Consider the following 23,718-nt stretch of genomic DNA (forward strand, 5'->3'; position numbering starts at 1 on the left):
GGCTGGCCGCCGTCATGCGTGCTCATTGGCGTGCGTACCTCAACCAGTCGGTGAAAACCTCGTTGGCATAACTGAATTCTCTCGACCGGTCGACTCCGGCCGGCCCTGACGGCGCCGCCCCGAACAGCTCGGGCGGCAGCATGCGCCCGGTCGCGAGGCTCATCGCATCGAATCCCGTGAAGTCCCGCCGCAGCGTCACCGGGCCTGTCAGCGCAACGTCGACAGTGTTGCGGCGCAATGTCACAACGGCGACGTCGGCCTCTGGCCCGCACCGGAAGGGCGGTGTGTCGTCGCCGCTCGGCGCGACCGTGGAGAGCCGTCCTGCCGCGGCGAGATCCATCGCATCGAGCATCGAGCCCGTGGTCCGGACGACGGTGTCGACCTCGACGACGCCCTGCACGACCGTGGCGGGTCCACCGCCCTCGGGTTGCGCCGTCCCGCGCAGCAGCAGCGTCTCGCCCGCGCGCACCGCGCGGGGGACCGGATCCTCGGGGTCGGTCCGGTCCCACATCGCCGCGGGGAGGTCGGTGAGCACGAGCGTCGTCGCCCGCGCAGGCACGGTGCCGAGCCACGGCACGTGCTGCAACGGGCCGCCCGCCGGATCGGGAACCGGGGCCGACTCGGCCTCCACGGTGGCTCGGCCGAACACGGCGCACAGCCGTGACCACAGGGCCAGCGTCTCGGCGACCAATCCGTCGGCGGCCGGTCCCTGTGCCGATTCGCCGGTGCGCAACTCGTCGGGCGTGAGCCCGGCGGCGCTCGCCTCGATGTCCGATCCACCGGGGATCAATCCGGCCAGGCCTGCGCCTGCCGCGACCGAAACCCGAACGGGTACGACGTCGAGCGTCACGCGACCGTGCGCCGCACCAACCCCCAGGATCGTGACCGCGGCCGCCCGGTCACCGCCGATCACGCCGACTTGCCCGGGTTCGATGTCATCGACGGTGGGCAGCAACGAATCCGGCTCGCCGGTGACCACCTGGGTCGCGGACACCGCAACCGTCGGCCCGACGGTGAGGCCCAGCGCCAGCAGCCCGGTGTCACCACCGTCGATCAGTGCCCGCAGGCTCGTGTGAAACGGCGCCCGGAAACGCGCCAGCAGCGGAGCCAGGACCAGATCGCGACGCGTCGTGAACCATCTCACCCTTTGCGGCCAGGTCCACGCGAACGCGGCTTCCATGGTGCGCAGCATCCGCAGGCTGCCGTCGGGGTACTGCAGTCGGCCTGCGACCGCCTTGTCGAGCTCGGCGCGCAGTGGCCCTGCCTCCACGGGAACGCTGAGCAACCGGGATGCCGACGCCGTGAGACCGAGTGCGCGGGCCCGGGTGAGCACCGCGTCCTGCCGGGCCGTCGAGGTCGGTGCCGCGGCCAGCGCGGTGATGGCCGCGACCAGGGCCTGTTGCGCGGCGGGCGTGCCGCGCAACGCCGCGGCGAGTGCGTTGACGTCGTCGGGCAGGGCCGCGTCGTCGGTGCCCTCGTCATCGAGGATCTCGGCCGCATCGGCAAGGGCATCGGCATCGGCGTCGGCGCCTGCTCCGAGGTTGCCCTGCGCCGCACGGGTCGCGATCAAGGCGGCCAGGGCACCTGCCGCGGCCGCCGCGGGAATCGTTGCGGCGCGCAGGCTTTCGACGAGGGCTGTCGCTTGTGCTGCGAGCAGGGCCGCCCGGCCCGCGGCCGACGGCGGGTCCAACGAGATCTTCGTCGCGTCGGTCACGGCAGCGCGCCGCGCGGCTGCCAGCTCACCCCAGCTGCGGACGTGTTCGGTGTCGGGCTCGGTTCCCATCGTGGCCAGGACGCGGCGGGTCACCGAGAACAATCCGGCGAGTTCGCCGTCGGCGCCTTGGATGTCGACCAGGCGATCGGTCGGCCCGACGATCGTGGCCGCCGCGGTGCCCGACTGGGGACTGTAGGACGGCATCGCCCCGAGCGTCACCACACCCGCGCGGGGATCGACCCGGACCGGCACGGCGCGCGCGGCCATTAGGCGGACCATCGTGAGGTCACCGTCGATCGGTTCGTTGGCGACGTTGACGGTGCTCACCGGTCCGGCCGCGAGCTCGAGGTCGTCAAGACCGGGCAGGCGCGCGGTCCGGTCGGCGGGCGACCACGGGTCCGCGACCGGCTCACTGGTCCCGGACCGGTCCACTTTGGCCGTCGGCAGGCCGGCCACCACCGGCGCACCGAGCGACCTGGTCTCGGTCGGTTGCCTGGCACGCTCGATGACCGCCGCGACCGTCAGCAGCGCCTGCACCTGGCGGCGCGCCGTGGCATCGGAATCCGCGGCACCCGAGATGCGGTCGACGAAGGTCTCGACCTGTTGCCACATGGCACTCCACAGGTCCACCTCCTGGCGCAGCCGGCGGGCGTACTTCATGGGCCGGGTTCCGAACCTGGTGCGGCCGGGCCTTTCTGGCGCGGCCCCATCGACATGGCGAGCGACCGGGCGCCTCGGCGTTGCGCCCTCCGGGTCGCCTCGACGTGGGCCAGCAGCAGCGGGTCGATCGGCCTGCCGGTCCCGCGGGCGCCGTCGACGGCGGCTGCGAGGCCCACGCGATCGGAACGGGTCGCCTCGTCGGCCTCGTCCTCACTCAGGCCGAGCGCGTCCAGCAGGTCACGGCGCTCCTGGTCGAGATCGGCCAGCCCCTCGGTCAGCAGCGCCTTGATGCCCTGGCTGCCGGTGCCGTTTTCGGCGCCGTGCCAGGCGGTACTCAGGGCCGCCGATGCGTCGGCGACCGCGACCTTGCTGCCCTCGACCAGCGAGCCGACGTCGGTGCGCAATCCGGCGAACGCCTGGTCCATCGACCCGCCCTGACCCAACAGCGCCCAAACCGTCAGGGCGGCAACGGGATCGATCTCGCTGCCGCCGGCCAGCGCACATGCCCCGATGATCGCATTGGCTCCGGTCAGCTCACCGGTCTCCGGATCGGTGCCCGGTCGGTTCTCGGCCGACAGGAAGGCTTCGACGAGCCCTCCGACGCCTTCGTTGGTCGCGACCGACAACACATGGAGCCCAGTCGCCGACAACGCCTTCAGCAGGTCGATCACCTGCTGGACCAGTTCGACCATGTCCTGCAGGATCTTGATCTTGTCCTGGACCGCGGCGATCAGCGCCTTGATCAGCGCCACGATGCTGTCACCGTTGATCAGCAGGGCCTTGAGCGCCTCGGGGATCTTCTCCAGCTCGCGCAGGGGATAGTCCGGCGGCCCGATGTCGCGCAGTTGCCACGAGTGCCAGTCGGGGGCGATCGAGCGGGACCGCAGCCGCGACCGGTCCGGGTCGTCGGGCCATTCGGGGAACGTGTCGAGGAAATCTTCGACAGCTTTCTCGAATTTCGACGTGTCCAGCAGCATCTTGAACAGCGAGCCGAACCGGGCCAGGTCCGGCAGCTGCGGTGCGGTCGCGACGATGAAGACCGCGGTCACGGGCGCACCGTCGGAGAAGATCGGGCGTTGCTCGTCGCCCGGGTCGTCGAACGACTGCCGGAACCGGGCGGCCCACGCCCCGAAGCCGTCGGCCGGGGCGACCGGAACACGCTTGGTGCCGCCTGCCAGCCACGGCGGCAGGTCGCCCTCGGGCATGCCCAGGTTCACGAGCGCGGCCTGATTGGTCACCAGGCCGGGACCGTCGGCATAGACGTAGGCGCCCGAGGCCAGGAAGTCGGAGACGATGTCCTTGAGGATCTCGTAGGCGGCGAGGATCAACGCGCGGAACGGATCGGTGATGTCGATCAGCAACGCGCTGATGGCGTCGAGGATGCCCGAGATGACCGACAGCACAGTGGAAACGGCCTGTACCGGCGGGCTGACCACCGAGATGAACTCGTCGACTCCCGGGATGTCGCCGAGCGTGAGGTTGCGCCAGCGCAGACCGCCGGCGTCGATGTCGGCGAGGCTCAACGCGAGCTGCGTCAGCAGCTCGTCGGCGCAGCCCGGGCAGTGCTCGCGCAGCAGCGCGAGCAACTGGGCGTCGGGATCACCGGTGTGCGTCGCCACGCCGTTGCTCCGCGAGACGGCGATGCAGTTCGACCAGCGGTGCGACGCGGGCGGATTCCTGCGCCGCGGCAAGCACACTCGCCTGTCGCAGGAGTGCCTTGACCCGCTCCAGCCGGTCGATGTACGAACTGGCATCGATAGGTTGCCAACGGTTTTGGCTTTCGGTCATGTCGCTCACCCCACCGGGAATCGTTTGACGAACGCGAAATACGACAGGTCCATGGCCGGCGTCATCGCCAACCACGCATCCAGCGCCGGGCCGTACGCGGCGACCGTCAGCGGATTCACGGTTTTGAGGATCTGGACGAGCAGTGCCAGGTGGACGGCCAACCCGTCGCCCAGCACGGCGGGGGAGATCGCCGTCATTCCGCCAAGCTGGAGGATGCCGAGCATGGTGTTGATGCTGACGTTGCCGAGCAGGCCGTCGATCGAAACCGCCTTGAGCGACAGGTCGGCCACGCCCGCCGCGATCTTGACCGGACCCGCCGACGACAGGTTGATACCGCCACCCGCCGACATGCCGTACCCGCCGACTGCGGTCTCGGTGACGGCACCGGAAACCGAGCGGGTCACGCTGCCGGACACCTTTTCGGTGAGTGGCCCACCGACGCTGACCGACGTACCTGCCTCGTCGACCCGTCGCGTATAGGCCGTGCGCCCGACCTTCTCGGTGAGATTGCCGCGATAGGTCAGGGTGACGTCGCCGCCGACCTCGCGGCGGTGCGGGCCGTCGACCTTCTCCCTCGATCCGCCCGCGATCACCGAGTCGTCGCCGCCGTCGATCTGCACCGAGCGGGCGCCCTTGTTGAGCACGCGCTCATTGCTCATGATGCGGTCCATCCCCTCCGGCGACAGGATGATCCGGTTGCCGCGGCTGTCGTGGATCTCCAGCCGCTCCGACTCGGGACGGTCGTCCATCACGACGTGGTGGCCGGTGGACGACTTCCAGATCCGGACGCGCGGTGCCGGGGTCTCGCGCGGGTATGCGTGCTGAGGTGTCTCGGGCCACCGCTCACCCGCACCGGTGGCCGCAGGGCGCGGCGCCCCGGTCGGTGCGGTGCTGTCCGGTTGACCCAGCTCGTCGGTCAGGGGCGCGCCCCACCACTGGCCGGTCCAGATGGGCCGGTGCAGATCGCCCTCCTCGAACTCGATCCAGACGCCGGAACCCACGTCGGGCACGGTGTAGAACCCTTGATCCGGTCCGGCGTACGGCGTGCAGGGGAGGGCCCATCCCGTGGGGGTCTGATCGCCGAGCAGGCGCGGCACGATCGCGCGAATCCGTCCGCGACCGTCCGGGTCGTCGACGTCGTGCACGTAGCCCCGGTACTTGCCGTAGTAGGTGCTGTCGAGCTTGTCGACCAACTGCGAGAGCACATCCTCGATCACGTGATCCCCCCTTCGGGCTCTTCTGTGACGGGCCGGACCCCCGAGACATCACCAAGGGCCAGAACGATTTCGGCGATGGCCGAGCCGGGCCGGGCCAACCGGATCGCGTCGTCCTCGATGTCGGTCAGGGTGCCGACGTAGACGTGTCCGAGCGTGGTGAACACCAGCAACCGGGTCTCGGGCGGGAAGGCCTCGAGCTGACTCCGCAGGGTCATGGCGCCAGCCCCCGCAGGACCGCGTCGACGACCACGCGGCGGGCACCGAGTTCTGTGGCCTCGCCCCGGACCCGCTCTTCACGAAGTCGTCTGCGGGCGGCCTGCACCAGCTCGGCCAGCGTCTCCTGGCGTTCGGGCGGCGGGAACCACGGCAAGCGGATCTGGACGGCTTCGCTCACGACGAGCGCCGTGTCGATCCGGCCGAGGCTGCGCCGCAGCGCGGGCTCGGGCGCGACGGCCACCGGGACGACTGCCCGGATCAGGTGTGCGGCCGAGACCGCGACCGGGGTCGGCTGATTCATCGGATTCCCCTCCGTTCACAGGTTGTTCTCGACCGAATGAGCGGCGTCGTGCACGTGGATGCCCGCCGTCGTCACGTTGCCGACCATGGCCACGCGGCTGCCGCCGATGACGACGATCGACTTGCGCCGTGGATCGGGCGCAGGCAGCGGACGCGGCGGGATCACCAGATCCGGCCGGATCGGCGTGAACGTGCGGTTGCGCAGCAACAGCGACATCATGTCCTCTACCGGGTTCGCGGCCAGCACGCGTTCGCTGACCGTCGGTCCGCCCGCGTCGTCGATACCCGTGATCTCGGCGAGACCCGAGGCCAGCGCCGAGGTCTGGTCGCCGCCGGCCCGCAGCAGATGCCCCTGTACGAACGCGCGCGCCTGGTGTGCGGGCATCCCCGAGCTGGCCGCCAGGCCGAACAGTTTGGCCGGTGCGCTGAGCCGGCTGCTCGACAGGATCGCGTTGCTGGTCAACACCGCGCGTTCGACGCGAGGATCCGGCTGGTCGGCCGCCTCGGCGGCGGCAGGGCCTGCCAGCGTGATCCGGTCGGCGATGCGGCGTAGGGAAAGGCCGGTGTCCCGCCCCGCGGTCAGCACGCTCGCGATGTCCGGGTTGACCACGAGATCCGTTGCCCGCGTGAACAACCCGAAGCTGGTCTCGGCTTCCTCTGCCACCGCGGTGAACGCCGACGTGCGCTTGGCGTCGATGGCCGTCCGGACCGCCTCGGGGTCGAGCCGCAGGGTCAGCGAAGCCCGTCCGCCGACCGGCACGGTCAGGTGCAGATCGCCGAGATCCGGTCCGAGCGGCCGGATGTCGAGTGGTACGGGCGGCGCGGGCGGAGCCGGCGGCTCCTGACCGGCTGCGGTGTTGCCCGTGACGCTCACGAGCGATTCGCGCACCCGCAGCACCGCGACGTTGACCTCGCGCTGGCTTTCCATCCGGTTGCCGCCGACCACGGTGGTGTCGACGCCGCGCAGGTACAGCGCCCCTGTGGTGCCGAGGGATTCGAGGTCGTTGTCGACGACCGTTGCCGACAGGAGTACCGCACCGTCGTGCAACACCGCCAGAGCGGGACCCATCGACACCACGTCGTTGCCGACGGCCTGCACCGACCTGCGGACCGGCGGCGGCAGCACGATCAGCGGCGGTCGGGGTAGCCGCAGCCAGTCCAGCAGCGGGCCGGTCGTCACCGCGGGCAGCACATCGACCGTCGTGGCCGACAGCCAGCCGTCGGCCGCGGACTGCGCGAGTGTGGTTGCGGGAACCGCACGTACGCCTGCGTTCAGCACCGCGAACACCGGGCGCTGTGCGCGCGTGGTGAACTGCAGGCCACCCACGCCGACAGCAGCCGGTTCGCCCACCGCGGCGGTGTGCGCCGCGGTGGTGACCGTCTTAGTCAGGCCCGCCGACAACACGTCGTCGAGGCCCGTCAGGATCCCCAGCGGAGGACGTGGGAAGGGCAACCTGGTGACCGGCTCGGCGATGAGTGCCGGGGTGGCGACCAGACGGCGCACCAGGTCCGCCGCGACCGGTCCGGAGATCACCGCCAGGCCGTAACCGCCGGAACTGCCACCCGCGTGCCGCACCTGGTTGCCGCGCAGCGTGACGTCGCCGTCCCAGTTCAGCAGCACCTCGTGCACCGGTGCGTCGGAACGGGTGTTGCCGTTGTCGCGCAACAGGTTGTCGGCAAGCAGCAGGGCGCCGCTGCCGGTCGCGGACACGACCGCCTGTCCGTATGCGGCTGCGGCGTTGTTCAGCGCGCCGCAGCAGCCCGTGGCGGTGTTGGCGACGACGGCGGCGGTCGCGCTGGGTAGCGCGACATCGACCGCGCCGAGAGTTGCGGCCTCGACGGTGTTGCCCGTCACGGTGAGCATGAGAGCTTCGGAGTCACCCGTCGGTGCCAGCGCGTGCCCGTCGGATCCGCGCACCGTGATCCCTACGCGGCAGTCCGCGACCGCATTGCCGGACAGCTCCAGACGCCGTGCGGCACCGGCGACGAGCGCGCCGTCGGCGGTCTCGACGTCGACCGCCAGCGGTTCGGCGGGGCGCGGGCGCACCGGCGGGATGGGCAGCAATGTGTCCAGGCCACTGTGCAGCCCGGCGAGCGTGGCCGCGAGATCGGCCGCGCTGCTGAGCTGTGCCGCAAGGGATGTCGAGAGCGCTTCGCCGCGCGATGCGGTCCAGCCGCTCACGGCGCTGACCCGCGCGTCGTCGGACAGTGTCGGGTCGAGTGCGCGCGCCAGGACGCCCGAAAGCACATGCACAGCGCGGATCTCCGCGGTGGCGTCCGGGCGCTGCGCCGCGCGGTAGGCGACGGTCTCGACCTTCGTCGCCAGGGCGCCGAGCGCGGCCGCCCTGGCCGACGTGCTGCCCATGACCGCGCTGTCGACGGTCTCGGTGACGTCGCCGAGCAGATCCGCGGCCTCGGCGGGCCCGATTCCCGCGTCGCCCACCGCGGCGCGGAGCCGATTGTCCAGCAGCGCACCGGCTTCCGTACGTATCTCGACCGGCTGGCCGGTATCGCGCAGGGTCAGAACCAACTGGCCCAGCGCGGCGATGGGCTCGGACAGGTCGGTGGCGTGGTCGCCGTCGGCAGGTGCTGCGCCGACCGGCGTGGTCGAGGCCGGGGTCGTGCTCGCGACGGGCAGGCCCTGCATACCGGCGAGTTCGCGCAGCAGCGTCCTGGCCCGGGCCTGGTGCTCGGCGCGATGCTCCACATCCGACAGCGCGTCGCCGAGCGCTGCGCGGGCCGCCCGTGCGGTGCTGCGGGCCTGCGGATCCGTCCCGACCAGGTGGCCGAGCTGGTCGGCGGCCTGTTCGATCAGCGCAAGATTGCGCGACGCGCTCGACTCCGGATCGACCTCGAGAGCTGCCACCCGCCGTTCGATCTGGTCGGCGGTCACCGCGATGAGCGAACTCTTGAACGTCTGGTGCTGGGCGTCGAGGTCCGCTTCCGCCACGTCGTGGGTGACCTGCTCACCCCGGGCGAACGCCTGTACCTCCTGCAGGGTGCTGGTCAGCCGCGCGACGTCGATCGCGGTGGGCCGCCCACCCGCGGCGCGCAGCCGTGCGATGTCGGTGTTGACCCGTTCTGCGAGAGGCGAACTGACCGACCTGAGCACTTCACTCAGCCCCACTCCGCCGTGTGCGAGCCGCGCTACGGCCTGCTCGTTGAGCTCGGTGGCGTCTGGCACTTCGAGCGCTGCCAGCGACAGTTGCACGATGCCCTCGGCCGTGGCCCGGTCGGTGCTGCTGAGTGCGGCCCCGGTCGCGGACTGTTCGAGCCGGACCTTGCTGCCGCGCGCTTCGGCCAGGGTGCCGAGGGTCGTGGCGAGCGTTGCCATGGCTTTGGCCTGCTGCGTGCTGGTACCGCCGCCGGACAGCACGGCCCGGGCCTGTTCCTCGGCGTCCAGGCCGAGGCCTTCGAGCCCGGCCACCAGTTCGGGCGCGCCCGCCAGGACGTCGGCGGCCGCGGCCCGGACCGCCGTCGCGCGGGACTGTGGTTCGCCGACGAGTGCGGTGTCGAAGCGTGCGGCGGCGTCCCAGGCCTGTGTCACCGCAGGATCGGGGGCGGTCAGCGCCGCGACGCGCGACAGCGTGGCCCGCACGTGATGTGCGGCGAGCGTGTGGGCGTCGGTGCCCTGGGCCTCGAGCATCTCGGTGAGCCCGCCTTGCAGTTCCACGGCAAGCCGCCGGCTTTCCGGGCCGCCGGCTTCGAGGGCGCCGGCAAGCGATTCGATGGGCGCATAGATGCCGCGCCCGATGCGTTGGCGGTCGCGCGCGTTTCCGGCGGCGTACTCCATGACCTGGCGGCGCAGCGCCACCGCGGGCCCGAACACGTCGAGCACGCGGGCCGGTCCGAGCGGACGGATCAGGTCCGGCAGGATGTCGAGCACCGGCGGCCGGACCGGGTCGACGGTGACCGGCGGCCGGATGACCGTCACCGGGGCCCGCACGCCGCGGATCCGATTGCCCGTGACCGTGAGGTCGCGGGTGCCGACCGCGGCAACGGCCGCAGTGCGAATATCGGTGCCGGGGCGGACGAATCCCGCCGGATACGCCGTGCGGCCCACCTCGGTGATGTCGTTGCCACGCACGACGCTGTTCTCGGCGAGGCTCAGCACGATCCCGCCGCGCAGCGTGGCCCGCTCCAGCCAGCGCAACACCGCGTCGAGCGCCGCCGCAGCGCCTGCGCCCTGCCCGAGCAGGGTGTCGAGCACGTCGCGCGGCGAGGCGTTCGCCGGAAGTTGTGCGCCAGACAGCGCCTGAACCTCGGCCACCACAGCCGGACCCCAGCTCAGGTACTCCCTGGCCACGTCGCTGAGCGTGTTGTCCTCGACCCGGGCGCCGCCGACCGGGCCCGACGATGCCCACACCCGCACGCCGGCATCGCCCAACGCGCGCAACGTGTTCCGCTGGACATACACGTCCAGGTGAGGTGTCGAGCCGCCGATCAGAACTCCGCAGGCCTGGGCCCCGCCGCCGTCGACGCGGTTGCCGGCGACCACCACATCGTGCACCGGCCTGCCCACCGCGGCGCCGTCGTCGGCACCGGTGCCGATCAACACCCCGGTCTGCACCGACAGCGCCGGGGCAGGCCTGCCGTCAAGGGTTATCCAGTTGTCCCGCACCCGGTTTGCGGATCCGGTGACCCGGATCGCCGCACGCACCCCGGCTCCGGCCGGAGTCTCGCCGCCGAGTCGCACCTCGTTGGCGTCCACCTCGACGCCGTCGCCGCCGACCGCGATCCCCGTCGCGGTCGCTGCGACGATGTTGTCGCGCACCACTGTCCGATCGATCGCTTCGGCGTCGCGGGCCTCGGCCGCGTCCTCGATCGCGATGCCCGTCGCGAAGCCGTCCACGCGGTTGCCCGAGACGACGACGCCGTCGACGACGCCGTCGGCCACCCGGACGCCGTGGCTGGCGGCGCCGCTCGCACCGATCACGCAGTCGCGCACGCTGATCCCGTGCAGGAACAGGCCCGACCGGGGCCACAGCGCGACCGCTGCCGGCGTGAACGAACGGGCATACGGTGCCGCGACGACGCCCGACGGCGCGTGCATGCGGCAACTGTCGACGACCAGATCCGCGCAGCTGCCCGACACCAGCACCGCGGCCGCGACGGTGCCCGCGGCCTGCCCCTGCTCACGGGACGTGAGTGTCAGATCGGCCAGCCGGACCCGGTCGGAGTCGGTGACGGTGACCACGCCGTGCGGCAGCCGCCGTAACACGTCGAGTTCGGCCGGCGCGACGTCCTCCAGGGGCCGGCCGGGTTCGGCGCGCTGCAGGCGACGTAGTTGCGCCAGGGTGGCGACGACCGAGCCGGCCGCACGCGCTTCGAGGGGGCCGGCCGCACGCAACCGGTCGGCCAGGCTCGCCACGAGGTCGGGTACGGTCGGCACCGACGACACGAGATCGGCGAGCACGATCGGGCGCACCGCGAGCAACGGCGGGACCGGCACGATCGGTCCGAACGGTCGCGGTATCACCGGTCGGGCGGCCTCCGATCCGATAGGGGTTTCCAGCTCGGGTGTTTCGGCCAGATCGAGCAACTCGACCGAGATCTCGCCGTCGGCGCCGCAGCCGTCGATGTGGAACGCGCCGCCCGCGCCGGTCACCTGCAACCGGCTGGCCGCACCGTCACCGAGGATGCGCACCTTGCTGCGATTGAGCAGCAGCACAGGGTGTTCCAGACGGTACTGGCCGGCGCGCACATAGACCGCGCCGCCCGCGGCGCCGATCCTGTCGAGCGCGGCCTGCAATGCCTCGTCGCCCGTGACGCCCTCGGCGAGATTCTGGTCGATGTCACCGAACGTCCGCAGGCCGTCGCCGACGACGACCGTGAAGGCACCCGGTGCGAGCTTGCGCGCGCCCAGCTCGATCAGGCGGTCGCGTACCTCGTGCAAGGGCAGGAACCGGATCCGCAGGTCGGTGAACTCACGTCCGGCCGGGGTCCACGTGACGCGTCCCAACGCGACCCGCTCGTGGCGCGGACCGGCGATCGGCGCCGCGGTCAACTGCTGCACCACGCCTTCGGCGACGGCGTCGGGACCGGCCACCCGGCACGTGAACGTCCAGTGCTCGAGCACCCGGAAATCATTGCCGGACAGGGCGAAATCGATGCCGTCGGCAAGGTTGTAACGGACCTCGGTGATGAGGTGGTCGACACCGTCCCAACGGCGCACCGCTGCGGCGTCGGTCCGCAGGAATGCGCGGGACAATCCGCCGCCGAGCACTAGCGGCACCGGGTCTGTCGTCGAGGTCCAACCCGCAGGTTCGAACTCGAGCTCCCCGGTGGCGGAGTTCACGGTTCGCAACGCGCGTACTTGGGCCCGGTGTCCGGGCCGGTCCGGGTCGAGCCGGCTGCGCCGATCCTCCACCACCACAAGGCCGCCCGCGGCGAACGACCGGGCGTCCTCGGGCGCGACGAACACCGATTCGGCGCCTGCCGCGGCGTCGATGACCAGCGGGGCGATGCGCGCCGCGTTGTCGCGGGACCAGCCGATGACGCCGGGCTGGGTGAGGGTGGGCGCGGCCAGGATCTCGACGCGAACCTGGATGTTCTCCGAGCCGCGATATCCGACACCGGTGGTGACGTTGGTCGAGAACAGGCACCGGTCCCGGCACGGGTCGCGTTCTTCGGGCGGGAACCGGTCGGGGAACGCGCCCGCGGGCACATTGGTGGTCAGGCGGCCGTCGCCGGTGGGGCCGGGCAGCGTCTCGGCACCGTCCGGGCCCACCGGCAGCACCCTGATCTGGGTGACCTTGCGGGTCCGGAACGCCGTTTCCTCGCCGCCGAGCGCGGGTTCGATGACGCTGGGCTCGGCGAAACCGCGCACGACCTCTTCGAAGATGTCGGCGTACACCAGATGATGGCCCGTCGATCCGTCGGGCGCGGGTGTCGGCCGGACCAGGGGCTCCGGGTCGGGCAGGTCGGGCTGTAGCGAATACCGCCAGTCGTGTTCGAGGAAGGTGCGCATGCCGTGCACGAAGAGCCGGCCCGCGCCGGGTATCGTGCCGTCCCCGCCCCGGATGACGAGATCGCCCTCACCGAGTCCGGTGTCGACCACGAGCAGTGCATCGATGTCGACGGTCGCGCGGGGCGGCAGGCCGCGCAGGCCCCAGCCGGTCAGCACACAGGTCTCGTCGGGCCCTGCGCCGCGTCGTAGCGGCGCCAGCGCGCCGATCGGGATGCTCACCCTGGTCCAGGGTGGGCTCGCCTGGACGGCCTCCGGCGCGTCCGGCGCGGGGACCGCTCCGGCATCGTGTTCGGCACCGTCCGCGTCGAATACCACCGCTCGGACGTCGACGATCTCGTCGTCGGTCGGCGGCCGGTCGAAACGCACCTGCATGACGATCGACGCGGCCGCGTACGTGGCGCCGGACGGGTGCAGCGGCACCGGTAGCCGCAGCAGGTCGACTCCGGGCCTGCGCCGGGTGACCGCGGTGTGTCCGCGGGTCCGCAGCACATGCGGAAGGGTGTCGGGGTCGCGGCGCACCAGCCCGAGTTGAGGGGTGATGACGCGCTCGTCGTCGGCAGCCAATCCGACTGCAGCCCAACCGTCGAGCGTGAGCACCGGATCGAGCAGGTGGGTGTCGGTGATCCGGAAACCGTCGTCGGGGGAGCCCTCGGCCAGATCACCGGACCGGCGCCGCGCGTCGGCACGCGTGATGTCGACCTGGAGGTTCGCCTCGGAATCGAGCCGGACCTGGCCCATCTGTTCGCGGACACCGGTGTAGCGGTCCCGCTCGTCGTACAGGTTGCGCGAGGTGTAGGCCTTCACGGGAGCCTCCGGATGCGGACAAGGTCGGCCACGGTGTGGTCGACGTGGAACGGGGCGAGGGCCAGCGGCAGGAATTCCTCGGTACGCAGATCGAGTTCGGCTGCCCGGTCGGCGAATTCGTGATGAGCCCCGGGCGTGCCTGCGTGCTCGGCAGCACGGAGCACGCCGGGATTGTTGACGTCCAGCCGCAGATAGTCGGGATCGGTGGGGCGGTGCGACGAGAACGAGACGGACGCGGTGACGCCGCGGTAGCTCAACGGGCGGCGCCCTTCTCCCGGCGCAACGCAGTAGCGCAGCCAGCCGAGGTCGGGTCGGTCGCACATCACCGAACCGCGGAACGCACTCGAGCTGGCCCGCAGCACACCGGTCACGGTACGGCCGTGAACAGTGCAGTGCCGCAATCGGACTCCGGCGCCGGGCGCCGCGATGGCCACCGCGTCGGCGGTGCCCGCATCGAATGTGCAGCCGACGGCGACCACGTCGGTCCACGGCGGCACCTCGAGCACGCCGAGTTCGCATCCGACCAGCCGCAGCGCAACCCGTGGCCGGGGCAGCGAATAGCGGACCAGGTCCGGTGCGTGACCGGCGCCTGCGACGCGGATCGCGATCTCGCCCGGCGCTGCCACCGTGCACCAACGCACGTCCAGCCGGCCGGCGCTGACCGCGAGTTCGACCGCCCCGGCGAACGCGAGCCCGCTTAACAGCCAGCTGGGGCCCGCGTCGGGATCGTCGTCGCCGAACGGTCGAAGCTGTTCGTGCAGGGCCAGCGACACCCCGGCGTCGGCTTCGAGGTAGGGGCGTGTCCCGCTGTCGGCGGCGGTGATACCGACCACGGCACGCTGATCGGCGACCAGCACTTCGGCGGGCAGCCGCGGCGAGCCGAGAACTGCGATCCCGGTCGGGCTTTCGCCGCTGCGCGCCGCGACCGCGTCGCCGAGTCCCGCGTACCACGTGGTGTCGTGCGGCGCGGTGAGACCGGCCCGGGTCGGGGAGACCCACGCCGTTGGCGCGGGGTGTTCGATCGTGAGATCGGCGTCCGGATCGTCCCACGGCGCCGGGACAGCACCGTCGGCAGGCGCGAACCCCGCCCCGATCGCCGCGGAGCGCCCGACCCGGATGGTCGCCGTGACAGGGCCGTCCGCTATCTCGGCGCGGATCAGGATGCGGCCGAGACGCGGATCGACGCCCACCGCATCGGGCAGCCGCAGTGTCACCGGTTGGTCCCACGGCCCCAGGGAGACCTGACGCAGCCGCAGTGGCTGCCACGCCAGCCGGCCGGGGATGCCGATCCGCGCGGCAGGCGCGTCCCGGTGGGCCGGGGGTGCGGCGCGTCCCGCACCGAGGCGCAGATTGTCGACGACGGGCAGGCCGGGCGGCAGCCAGCGTCGGGTCGAACCGTCGTCGGACAACGTCAGCGCAATCGCCTCGCCCGGTGCGGGATCGAGGGCAGGCAGGAAAGCCAGCATCCCCGTGCCGCCCACCGTGACGACGACCTCGGACGGTGGCAACGGCGACGGTCCGGCGACGACGAGGGTTTCGCCGAGGAACTGGGCTTCCCCCTCGGCGGGTGGATTCGGCGCACCGGCCTCGACCGCGTCGGGTTCGGCGCGCCAGCCCCGTGCGGCGTCGGACCGCAACCGCACGGGGTGCACAGAATCGATCCAGGCCAGCACCTCGATTCCCGCGCCGGATGCCGCGGGCTCGGCCCGCGCCACCGCGATGCCCGGAACACCTTCCGGCACCGGCAGATCCGGTAGGCGCTCCCAGCCGGGCCGGGCGCGCGTCAGGTCGAGCCGGTGCACTGTGGCAGCGAGTTCGCCGCGTGTGCTCGCGCCACCCACGAGGACGATCCCCGCGGGGGTGACCACCAGGTTGCCGCCCACCCGCGGAGCGCGCCGCCGGACCGCGTGACTGCGCCATGCGCCGACATCCGGTGCGATGGACCAGGTGTCGTCGAGTATGCGTCCCGAGTGCTCGCCGCCGTGCAGCACCAACCGGTCGCCGTCGAGGACGGCGCTGGGTGCCACCCGGTCGGTTGGACGTTGCGCCGACGCGCCGTCCAACCGCTCGATCGTGGCGGCGCCGGCCAACCCGCTGATCCGCCAGAGCCCGAGCCCCGGTGTCTCTGCCGCGTCGTTGCGCACCGGCGCGACCAGCAGGACCGTGTCGTCGTGGCCCGTGAGGGTGAGCGCCGGACCGTCGACGGGCGGATCGACGTCGGGCTGATCGGCGTCGGGCAGGCCGGACAGATCCAGCTCGGCCGATGACCAGCGCGATGCGATGTCACCTGGAACCCATTGGGCGACAGCACATCCTGTCGCAGTGCGCTCGAGCCGGACGAGGGTCGGGCCGACCAGCACGAGGTTCGAGAGTACCGGGCCGGTCCGTGGGCCGGTGGTCAGGGCTGTCCAGGTTCCGTCGGCGCCGCGGCGATGCCCCTGATCGGCACCGGTGACCCGCGCGATACGTAACACGACTCCGGCGCCTGCCCGGTCGATCCCAGCCGCCTCAGTGACCGCGACCGGGTCGCGGTCGCGCCTACGCGCCCGCGTGGACAGCAGCAGCGGGCTGTTCCCGCCCGGTGCGGGCACGTCGGGCAGCACCGCCGTGGGCACGGGGCCGTCGGCCTCCAGCGCGTAGCTCCGCAGATCCCACTCTTCGCCTTCGGACGGGCGGGACGCGTCGGCGAATCGCAGCGTCGGTGCCGGCCCCACCGGCGCGAACGCGAGCGACCCGCCCGCGGCGCCGACATCCGCCGGCCCCACGAGCCGCACGCCGTCGACGAAGACGCTCAACGTGTCGGCGGCTTCGAGTCCTTCGGCGTCGTGCGCCAGCGCGGTCGGTGTGAGGACTCCGGCGCGGTACGTAGGTGTGGGAGTCGTGGCCGCAGGCTCGTGCGCCGCGGTCAGGCGGGCCAGTTCATCGGGCGCACGGACCGGGAACCGCCCGATCACCGGCAGGTCGCGGCCACGTGGATCCAACGGGTAACCGCGCAGTTCGATGGACGGGTCGCTGCGATGCGCCACGACGAGCGGTGTACCGAGCTCGAGACCGTCGAGTTCGGTGGTCACCATGCGGTCGGTGCGAATCACCGCGCGGTCGGGACGCGCCCAGCCGGTGAGATCGACTGTGCGCGGTGAGGCGGCATAGCGGCCCGCGTCCACGGCGCCCACGCGTCGCAGGGTCTGCTCGACGTCTTCGCCGGGCCTGCGCACCAATTCGGGACCGGGCTCGGGATCGCGGGCCGAACGGTTGCCGCGGGCCCGGCGCGTCAGCGGATCGGCGAGCGGGACCGGATCCCACACCACCGCGGTGCGGCCCCGCCAGGTCTGCAACCGCGCCAGATCCTGCGTGAGCACCAGTGACCGGTAGGCCTCGTCGACCTCGGCCGGCCAGCCGCTGGTGCCCGTCAGTACTTCCTCGAGGGTTGCGAGCGTGCCTTTGCGCTTGCGCCAGTGCAGGGTTCGGGCGACGACCGCGCGGTGCCGATCTGCATCACCGCCGGTGAGCCGCGCCCCGACCAGATCGGCCAGGAGGCGCAACGCCGGCGCGGACGCGCGCTCGACGAACCTGTCGTCGAGCAGTGTCGCGGCCGCCTGGTCGAGTGCGTCGAGCTGCTCGGCGACGATCTCCAGCAGGGTCAGCAGCGGCCGTCCGGGCACAGAATCGTTGCGGGACAGGTAGATCTCGGGCACCAGCCGGGCCAGTGCCGCTGCGGCGGGGGACAGCTCTGCGGGTTGTTGCGGCGCCGGTCGGGCTTCGCGCCCGTCGCCGGGCACGAATTGCAGCGTGGGTACGGTCATGACTGCACCTCCCACGCCAGGACCAGCCCGTCGTCGGCTCCCGCCCACGCGGCGACGGCATCGCGAGGCACCTCGACGCGGTCCTGCGCGAGACCAGGTGTCGTCGGGCGGTCAGCCCGGTCGAGCTCGTCCAGATGGGCCGATACGACATCGGGCATGCCGTCGAGCGCACCGTAGACGTCCGACGCATGGACGTCATCGCCCAGTTCGGCGCGCTCGGGAGCCAAGAGCCCCGGATCCTCACCCGGAGCGGCGGTTGCGGCGCCCAGCCGACGCCGAACGGCGGCCAGGACGGCCAACGGGTCGGTGCCCGCAGTCAACAGCAGCCGCAGCCGCGCCCGGATCAGCACCTGCCGGTGGGGCAGCACGCGGATCACGACACCGGGTGCGGTGCGGGCAGTGAGAAACGTTCGGACCCGGGCTAGTTCGTCGTCGTCGAGAATGTGCCCGGCCGCCCCCGCCGCGACCACGGTGACGTGGTCGCGGTGCCTCAGCGCGTCGCGGAACACCCGGGCTCGGCGTACCCCGGACACGGTTTCGGCGAGTGAAGCCAGGTCGGCGATCGAGATCGCGCGGTCGAGCGCATGAATGCCGCCGTTGGCGCGGGCGCGGGACAACTCGGCGGGTTCGGCGTCCGCTCCTCCGGTCATGGGCAGCGGATTGAACGTGCTGACCAAACCGGGGTGGGCGGCCGCGATGGTGGTGACGGCGCGGGCCGCACGGTTGCCTGCGACACCGAGCCCGGTGCGGTACCGCAGGCGCACGGTGGCACCGTCGGGAGTCGCCGGTCCGAGTCGCACGTGGCTTTGTCCCGCGGTGTCGACCTCGACGGCGAACGCCGCGTCCGATGCGCTCGCGTGACGCAGGTCGGCCTGCCGGTTCCAGTCGCGTCCCGCGACGGCGACGGCGACCTGTGGCAACCGACCGTCGGGCACCTCGGGGGAGACCGACTGCAGCCAGCACAACGGGCCACCTGCGGGCCGTAGCACCGGTCCGTCGCCGCGGTGCCAGGTCACGGAGTCCTCGGTGGTGACGCCGTGGCTGACCGGAATCACATTGCCGAGCATGACGGTTCGGTCGAGCACGTACCGGCGGCGCAGCGGCGGGGTGAACGTGACCTTGGTGACGGGCTCTCGTAGTCCTGCGGGCGTCTCGTCGCGCACGCGGAGCACCTGGACCGCCTCGAGATGGCGGCGTGGAATTCCTGGCTCGGTCGGATCCTCGGCGAACACCAGCCAGTCTCCGGGCGTGAACAGCGCCGTCTGAGTCGTCGGCGCGCCACCGGAAGGTGCCGCAGTAGGCAGCAGGTACACGGCATCGGTGCCGGGCAACGCCACGCCGCGCGCCGCAACCTGCGCCGAGAACTGCGTGTCGAGCACCGTGAGCGCCCGGGTGCCGCGCAGGCGGACGACCTGGTCCCTGGCCTCCTGCAGGATGCCGCCGACGAGGGCATCGAGAAACCCCATGAGCTGGTCGAGGCGCGCGGAGTACGACGCGTCGTCCTCGCCGTCGCAGCGCGCCAGCGCGCGCTCAAGCCCGGCCAGCGCCGTTGGTCTGCGCAGCGTCATCTGGCGCAGCTGAACCGCGAGCAGCTCCTGGGATTCCGACAGCGGGCCAAGGCCGTCGGGTACCGCCAGGCCGAGTTCGGTTGTCTCGCAAAGCTTGGCGCACAACGCGTCGTAGCTCTCGCCGCAGATGTCAGGCGCGCCCGCGGCACGCAGCTGGGTCAGCACGTCGGCGACCTGCTGAGCTTTCTGCCGGGCTCGCGCGGCGTTGCGGGCCGCGAGCGTGGTCAGCCGTCCGGCCTCGAACCTGCCGCTGAGCACATCGGCGAACGACTGCAGCCCCGGCACAACGACTTCCGGGAGATCCTGGAGCTGTTCGACGGCGGCCGAGATCGCTCCGGCGGTGGGTGGCGGCGGGGCCGCTGCGGGCAGGAACGGGCGCAGCTCGTTGAGCTCGGCGCGCACGGTGACTGCCCGGGTGGTCTCATACGTCGCGGCGGGCAAGTCGCCCGCGGCAGGCGCACTGACCCGGAAGCCCGGCGGTAGAACAGCGGTCACGCCGTCTTTCACCTGCAGGTACTGCAGCCCCTGCGCGGCGGTGCCGGGATTCGGGTGATACCCCACGAGAGCGAGCAGCCGCCACACCGACGCCGGCAACCGCGCGTTGGTGAGCGAACCCTCGTCGGCCCAGGCTTCCTGGTAGGTCCAAAGCACATGCAGCGCAAGGGCGGTTGCGTCGAGAAGCCCGCGGCCGTGGTCCGGGGTGCCCGTCGTGCGGGTCGGATCCCATGCCGGGCTAAGGAGGTGGGCGCGGGCCGCGACGGTCATCTGCTCGAGCAACTCGGCGTGCGGGCGGCCGGTGTGTCCGGTGGGAAGGCGTCGGGTGGGACGGGTCGGTGTTGTCATGGCTGCGCCTCGCATACCGTGACGGTGAGCAGTCCGGACGGGAATGCCGCGCCGTACGGGTGCCTCAGGATCGCCACCTCGTCGGGATCCACGGCCAGCCTGCCGGTGCGCGCGTGTTCGGCGGCATCGGGCTGCAGCCTGCGCAGGTGACGTATCCGCACGGCCTGCACACCGGGCACGGCCAGCACCCGGCGATGGATGGCGTCGACATGGACATCACCGCCGAGCCCACCGACATCGGGGTCGAAGAGCCCGTCGGGTCCGCCGAGAGCGTGCTGGACGGCGAATTCGGCGGTGTCGAGTGCCCATTCGTCGACATCGACCACGACGTCGACGTCGAGTGGCACGAACCGGGGCGGCACCAACTCGACGTCGAATCCCAGCAGCCGGACCTCCTCCAGCCGGGCACGCGCCGCGGCCCAGCGACGCAGTCGTTCGGCCTCGCCCTGCTCGCCCGCCTCGGCCAGGCCGTCCTCGTCGCGCAGCAGCAAGGTCGTGGTGATGACGGGGGCCAACGGCCCGCCGCGCACCACAGCACGCGACGCGGCCACCTCGGGAAGTTCCGACACGAGCCGCTCGTAGTCGGCGGGGACCACCGCCGACAGCGCGTCGCGGACACCGAGCGGTGCCCGGTAGCGCATGGTCTCCAGATCTTCGGGATCGCGTCCGCCGACCCCGGGAACCGGGTTGGTGACCGTCAGCAGTCGCCGCAACAGGTCGTAGCGATCCGTGCCGCCGTCGCCCAGCAGCGCTTCGGTGTCCTCGCCGGGACCGAGGGCGAGCAGCCGGGTCAGGGCGCCGACGCCGACGTTGCCGACCGTGCCGAGCCCGACCCGCACCGCGAGATCGACCGTGATCGGCCTGGCGGGCAGGGCGTTTCGGGCAAACCGTACGACCGGGGTATCGCCAGGACCGGTCCGCAGCGCAAAGACCTGATCGCCCGCGGATGCGAGATCGTCGACGCGGGTCCACGGTTCGTGTTCGACCGCGAGCTCGATGCGCGGTTCTCCGATGCGCGGCAGCCCGCCCGGAAACGGCCAGCCAGCGGCGTGCACGCTGACCCGGTCGATCGGCACCGGAACCTCACGCAGGGCCGATCCGTCGACCTCGATACGGAGCCGTTCGCGCCACGGCGCCAGCACGTCGTCCTGCTCCAGCACTGCGATGCCCGGGTTCTGTGCTGCCGCACCCGTCAGCGGAAGGCCGTGGTGTGCGGGCACGACGTTGCCGAAGACCCGGCACCGGTCCCGCTCGTAGCGCGTGGGTGATCCCCGCCGCGGATCCCACAGCACGCGGGTCGTATCGGTGCCGGGCTGCACCTGGGTGACCCGCACGACGTGGCCGGGCACGTCGGGATCCAGCCGCGTCGGATCCAGCGGATCGACGCCTGCGATGACGAGCCAGCGTCCCGGTTCGATCGGCAGGGCGCCCGCCAGCACGGCGCTGGTGTCTCCGATCTCGATCGCCGTGGACACGCCCGGCTCAAGGTTCGTCTCGTCGGCGAGCTGCAGGGTGTCGAGTTCGCGCACGATGGTCAGATCGGATTCTGTGCCGAACACCACGACCCGGTCGGCGGCGTCCGGATTCAGCACCAGCGTGTCGGCCGCGATCACCACGGGACCGGCGGTATCAGCGAGAATGTCGTTGGGCGCCAACGCGTCCAGCGTCGCGGCGTCGGGATCGGACAGTTTGAACCGCAGCATCGTCGATGCCGACAACCCGGGGTCGGGAACGTAGTCGACCAGCCGGACATGGTCTTCCACGGAGCGCCGTTCGAGCGCGGTCGCCACGGTGCCCTCCGACAGTGCGAGCTCCTGCCGGTAGGCGATGCGGTCGAGTCGCTCCGCGAACAGCTCGAGCAGCATCTGGGTCTGGTCGGCGGGCCCCGTCGGCGTCCAACCCGGCATCGTCAGGCGGGCACGGGCGGTCATCAGGGCCAGCAGGCTGCGGGCGTCGCGGGCCCGGTAGTCCACCACCGGGCCCGGTGCCTGCGGCGCAGGCGCCGGTTCGGTCGGCGGCGGTGCGGGATCCCGCAGGGCGCAGCGGGTGTCGACGTCGGGTGCCAGTGCGCCGACCCAGGCCGCGGCATCGTCGTCGTCGCCGGGTACCGGTTGGGCGCGGCCGTGCAATGCGCCGTCGACCCGCAGATCGTGCGCCGCGTCGGGCACGACGTCACCTGCGAGCAGTTCCGCCGGAACGCCGCCGGGCCCGGGATCGTGGTAGGGCAGCGGTGTGGGCTCAGGCTCCCACGGTGGCAAGCCCGCCGTGGCGATGACGACGAGCGCATCGACGAGTTCGGCCTCGGGTCCGAGGACAACTCCCGGACCGCTCTGCACACCGGTGACCAGAGTGTCGGCGGCGGTCAGAGCGCACGGTCCGAACGTCCATCCGAACCCGACGCGGTGAATCGTGCTCTGCGCCAGCAGCACACGCTCACCCTCGACGTGGCCTGCGCGGGCCGCGGTCCATATCAGCAGCCCGCGCAATTCGATGTTGCGCAGGTCGGCCGTCACCTGCACCGCGGTTCCGCTGATCCGTTCGACGACGCACTGGGTGACTTCGACGGGCCCGGGGTCGCTCGTCTGCAGCCACGGGGCATCCTCGGGTACGGGCGCGCAGATGTGGAGGCCCGCGACGGCTTCCGCGTGGCCGGGATCTCCCGTCGCGGGCCAGTCCGGCAGCCCGGCGCCTGCGGCAAGTGCGGCTCCGGCGTCGGCGAGCCAGGTCCGCCAGGATTCCGCAGGTTCGGCGACTGTGCCCGGATCGGTGCCCGAAACCTGTGCGACTGCGAGGTCGGTCAGCCGGATCGCCGCGCGTTCGGGCGCCGCGAGCACCCGGAGCCCCACCGCACCCCCTGCGGTGGCGCGCACTGCATTGATCCTTCCGCCCGACCAGTCGGCCTCGCGGCCCGCGACGATCACCGCGCCGCAGGCCCGGGCGCCGTCGACGGTGTCGACGGTCAGCCCGCGCACGGCCACGTCCCCCGCGCACGCTGTGACGACCCCCGTCGCGTCCTGCGTGCCGCCGACGTGTGCGACGCGCACGTCGAGCAGGCTGAGCTCACCCGCCGCGGCGGCGTCGACCCCGACAGCGGTAGTTCCTTCCACCGCATCGACATTCAGATCGGTGAGCTCGCATCGCCCTGCCGCCCGGACCCGCAGCGCGGTGGCGGTGCCGGCACTGCGCACCCGCAGGGTGAGGCCGTCGACCCGAACGTCGGCACCGGTCAGATCCAGACCGGTCGCGGGTGCGGCGACCGGCGCCGCCGATCCGACGGTCAGCGTCGCGGTACCGCGCAGCGTCAAGCTGCGACCCGGCGCGCCTGCTGAGATCCCGTCGCCGAGGTCGAACTCGCCGGGCCCGAGCACCCAGGTTTCGGCCGAACCCGCAGGCGCCGCGGCCAGACCGGCCTGGGCCTGCGTGAAAGCCGTTGCCAGGTCGGCGGTGTCGAGGACGCGGGTGGTCATGGCGACACCTGCAGCGGTTGAGCGATGGTCAGTGCGGACTCCTCGCCCGTGCCCTTCACGGTGTAGAGGATGTCGACGAGGACGGTGGACTCCTCGACGGTGACCCGCACGGCGTCGAGGGTGACCAGGTCGCTGAGATGGTCGCGGATCGACGTAGTGATCAGATACTCGGCGGTGGCGAGCGCGAGTGGGCCGGTGCCGTCGAACACCAACCGCTGGATGCCGCAGCCGAAGTTGGGCCGGTTCACCCGCTCGCCGGGAATCGTCAACAGCAGCTGCTCGAGTGCCTCGCGAATGGCCCGGCTGCGCGGCGACAGTGCCGCGGCGCCGAGCTCGGTCACCCGGAACGGAAAACTCATGGCCTGGTC

General features: G+C 72.0%; 11 protein-coding genes. All 11 read right to left on the bottom strand.

The features are described 5' to 3' along the window. Nucleotides 1–22: 22 nt before the first annotated feature. The 11 genes from G6N67_RS27005 to G6N67_RS27055 are packed head-to-tail and all read right to left on the bottom strand — an operon-like array spanning nt 23 to nt 23,709. Complete coding sequence (locus G6N67_RS27005) at nt 23–2,374, bottom strand: hypothetical protein (RefSeq protein ID WP_036436694.1); 2,352 nt, start codon at nt 2,372–2,374, stop codon at nt 23–25. Then, nucleotides 2,371–3,993, bottom strand: a complete 1,623-nt coding sequence (locus G6N67_RS27010) for a hypothetical protein (RefSeq protein ID WP_036436696.1) — start codon at nt 3,991–3,993, stop codon at nt 2,371–2,373. The genes G6N67_RS27005 and G6N67_RS27010 overlap by 4 nt, the downstream gene beginning before the upstream one ends. After that, nucleotides 3,974–4,162, bottom strand: a complete 189-nt coding sequence (locus G6N67_RS27015) for a hypothetical protein (RefSeq protein WP_131524767.1) — start codon at nt 4,160–4,162, stop codon at nt 3,974–3,976. The genes G6N67_RS27010 and G6N67_RS27015 overlap by 20 nt, the downstream gene beginning before the upstream one ends. 5 nt (nt 4,163–4,167) lie before the next feature. Next, nucleotides 4,168–5,379 (bottom strand): phage baseplate assembly protein V, encoded by a 1,212-nt coding sequence (locus tag G6N67_RS27020; RefSeq protein ID WP_051578972.1) that lies wholly within the window; start codon nt 5,377–5,379, stop codon nt 4,168–4,170. After that, entirely contained in the window at nt 5,376–5,594 is a 219-nt protein-coding gene (locus G6N67_RS27025; RefSeq protein ID WP_036436700.1) for a hypothetical protein, read from the bottom strand. The genes G6N67_RS27020 and G6N67_RS27025 overlap by 4 nt, the downstream gene beginning before the upstream one ends. After that, entirely contained in the window at nt 5,591–5,896 is a 306-nt protein-coding gene (locus tag G6N67_RS27030) for a hypothetical protein (protein ID WP_036436702.1), read from the bottom strand. The genes G6N67_RS27025 and G6N67_RS27030 overlap by 4 nt, the downstream gene beginning before the upstream one ends. A 15-nt stretch (nt 5,897–5,911) precedes the next feature. Then, a complete protein-coding gene (locus G6N67_RS27035) occupies nt 5,912–13,669 on the bottom strand; it encodes a right-handed parallel beta-helix repeat-containing protein (protein WP_036436704.1) in 7,758 nt (2,585 codons plus the stop codon). Then, entirely contained in the window at nt 13,666–17,472 is a 3,807-nt protein-coding gene (locus G6N67_RS27040; protein ID WP_036436707.1) for a hypothetical protein, read from the bottom strand. Before G6N67_RS27040 ends, G6N67_RS27035 begins: the two co-directional genes overlap by 4 nt. Then, nucleotides 17,469–19,883: a baseplate J/gp47 family protein gene (locus tag G6N67_RS27045; RefSeq protein WP_163642306.1), complete on the bottom strand. Its 2,415-nt coding sequence runs from the start codon at nt 19,881–19,883 to the stop codon at nt 17,469–17,471. The genes G6N67_RS27040 and G6N67_RS27045 overlap by 4 nt, the downstream gene beginning before the upstream one ends. Beyond that, nucleotides 19,880–23,350 (bottom strand): baseplate J/gp47 family protein, encoded by a 3,471-nt coding sequence (locus G6N67_RS27050; protein WP_036436713.1) that lies wholly within the window; start codon nt 23,348–23,350, stop codon nt 19,880–19,882. Before G6N67_RS27050 ends, G6N67_RS27045 begins: the two co-directional genes overlap by 4 nt. Next, nucleotides 23,347–23,709: a GPW/gp25 family protein gene (locus G6N67_RS27055; protein ID WP_163642308.1), complete on the bottom strand. Its 363-nt coding sequence runs from the start codon at nt 23,707–23,709 to the stop codon at nt 23,347–23,349. The genes G6N67_RS27050 and G6N67_RS27055 overlap by 4 nt, the downstream gene beginning before the upstream one ends. Nucleotides 23,710–23,718: the final 9 nt, after the last annotated feature.

It is taken from the genome of Mycolicibacterium mageritense, assembly GCF_010727475.1.
GTDB lineage: Bacteria > Actinomycetota > Actinomycetes > Mycobacteriales > Mycobacteriaceae > Mycobacterium > Mycobacterium mageritense.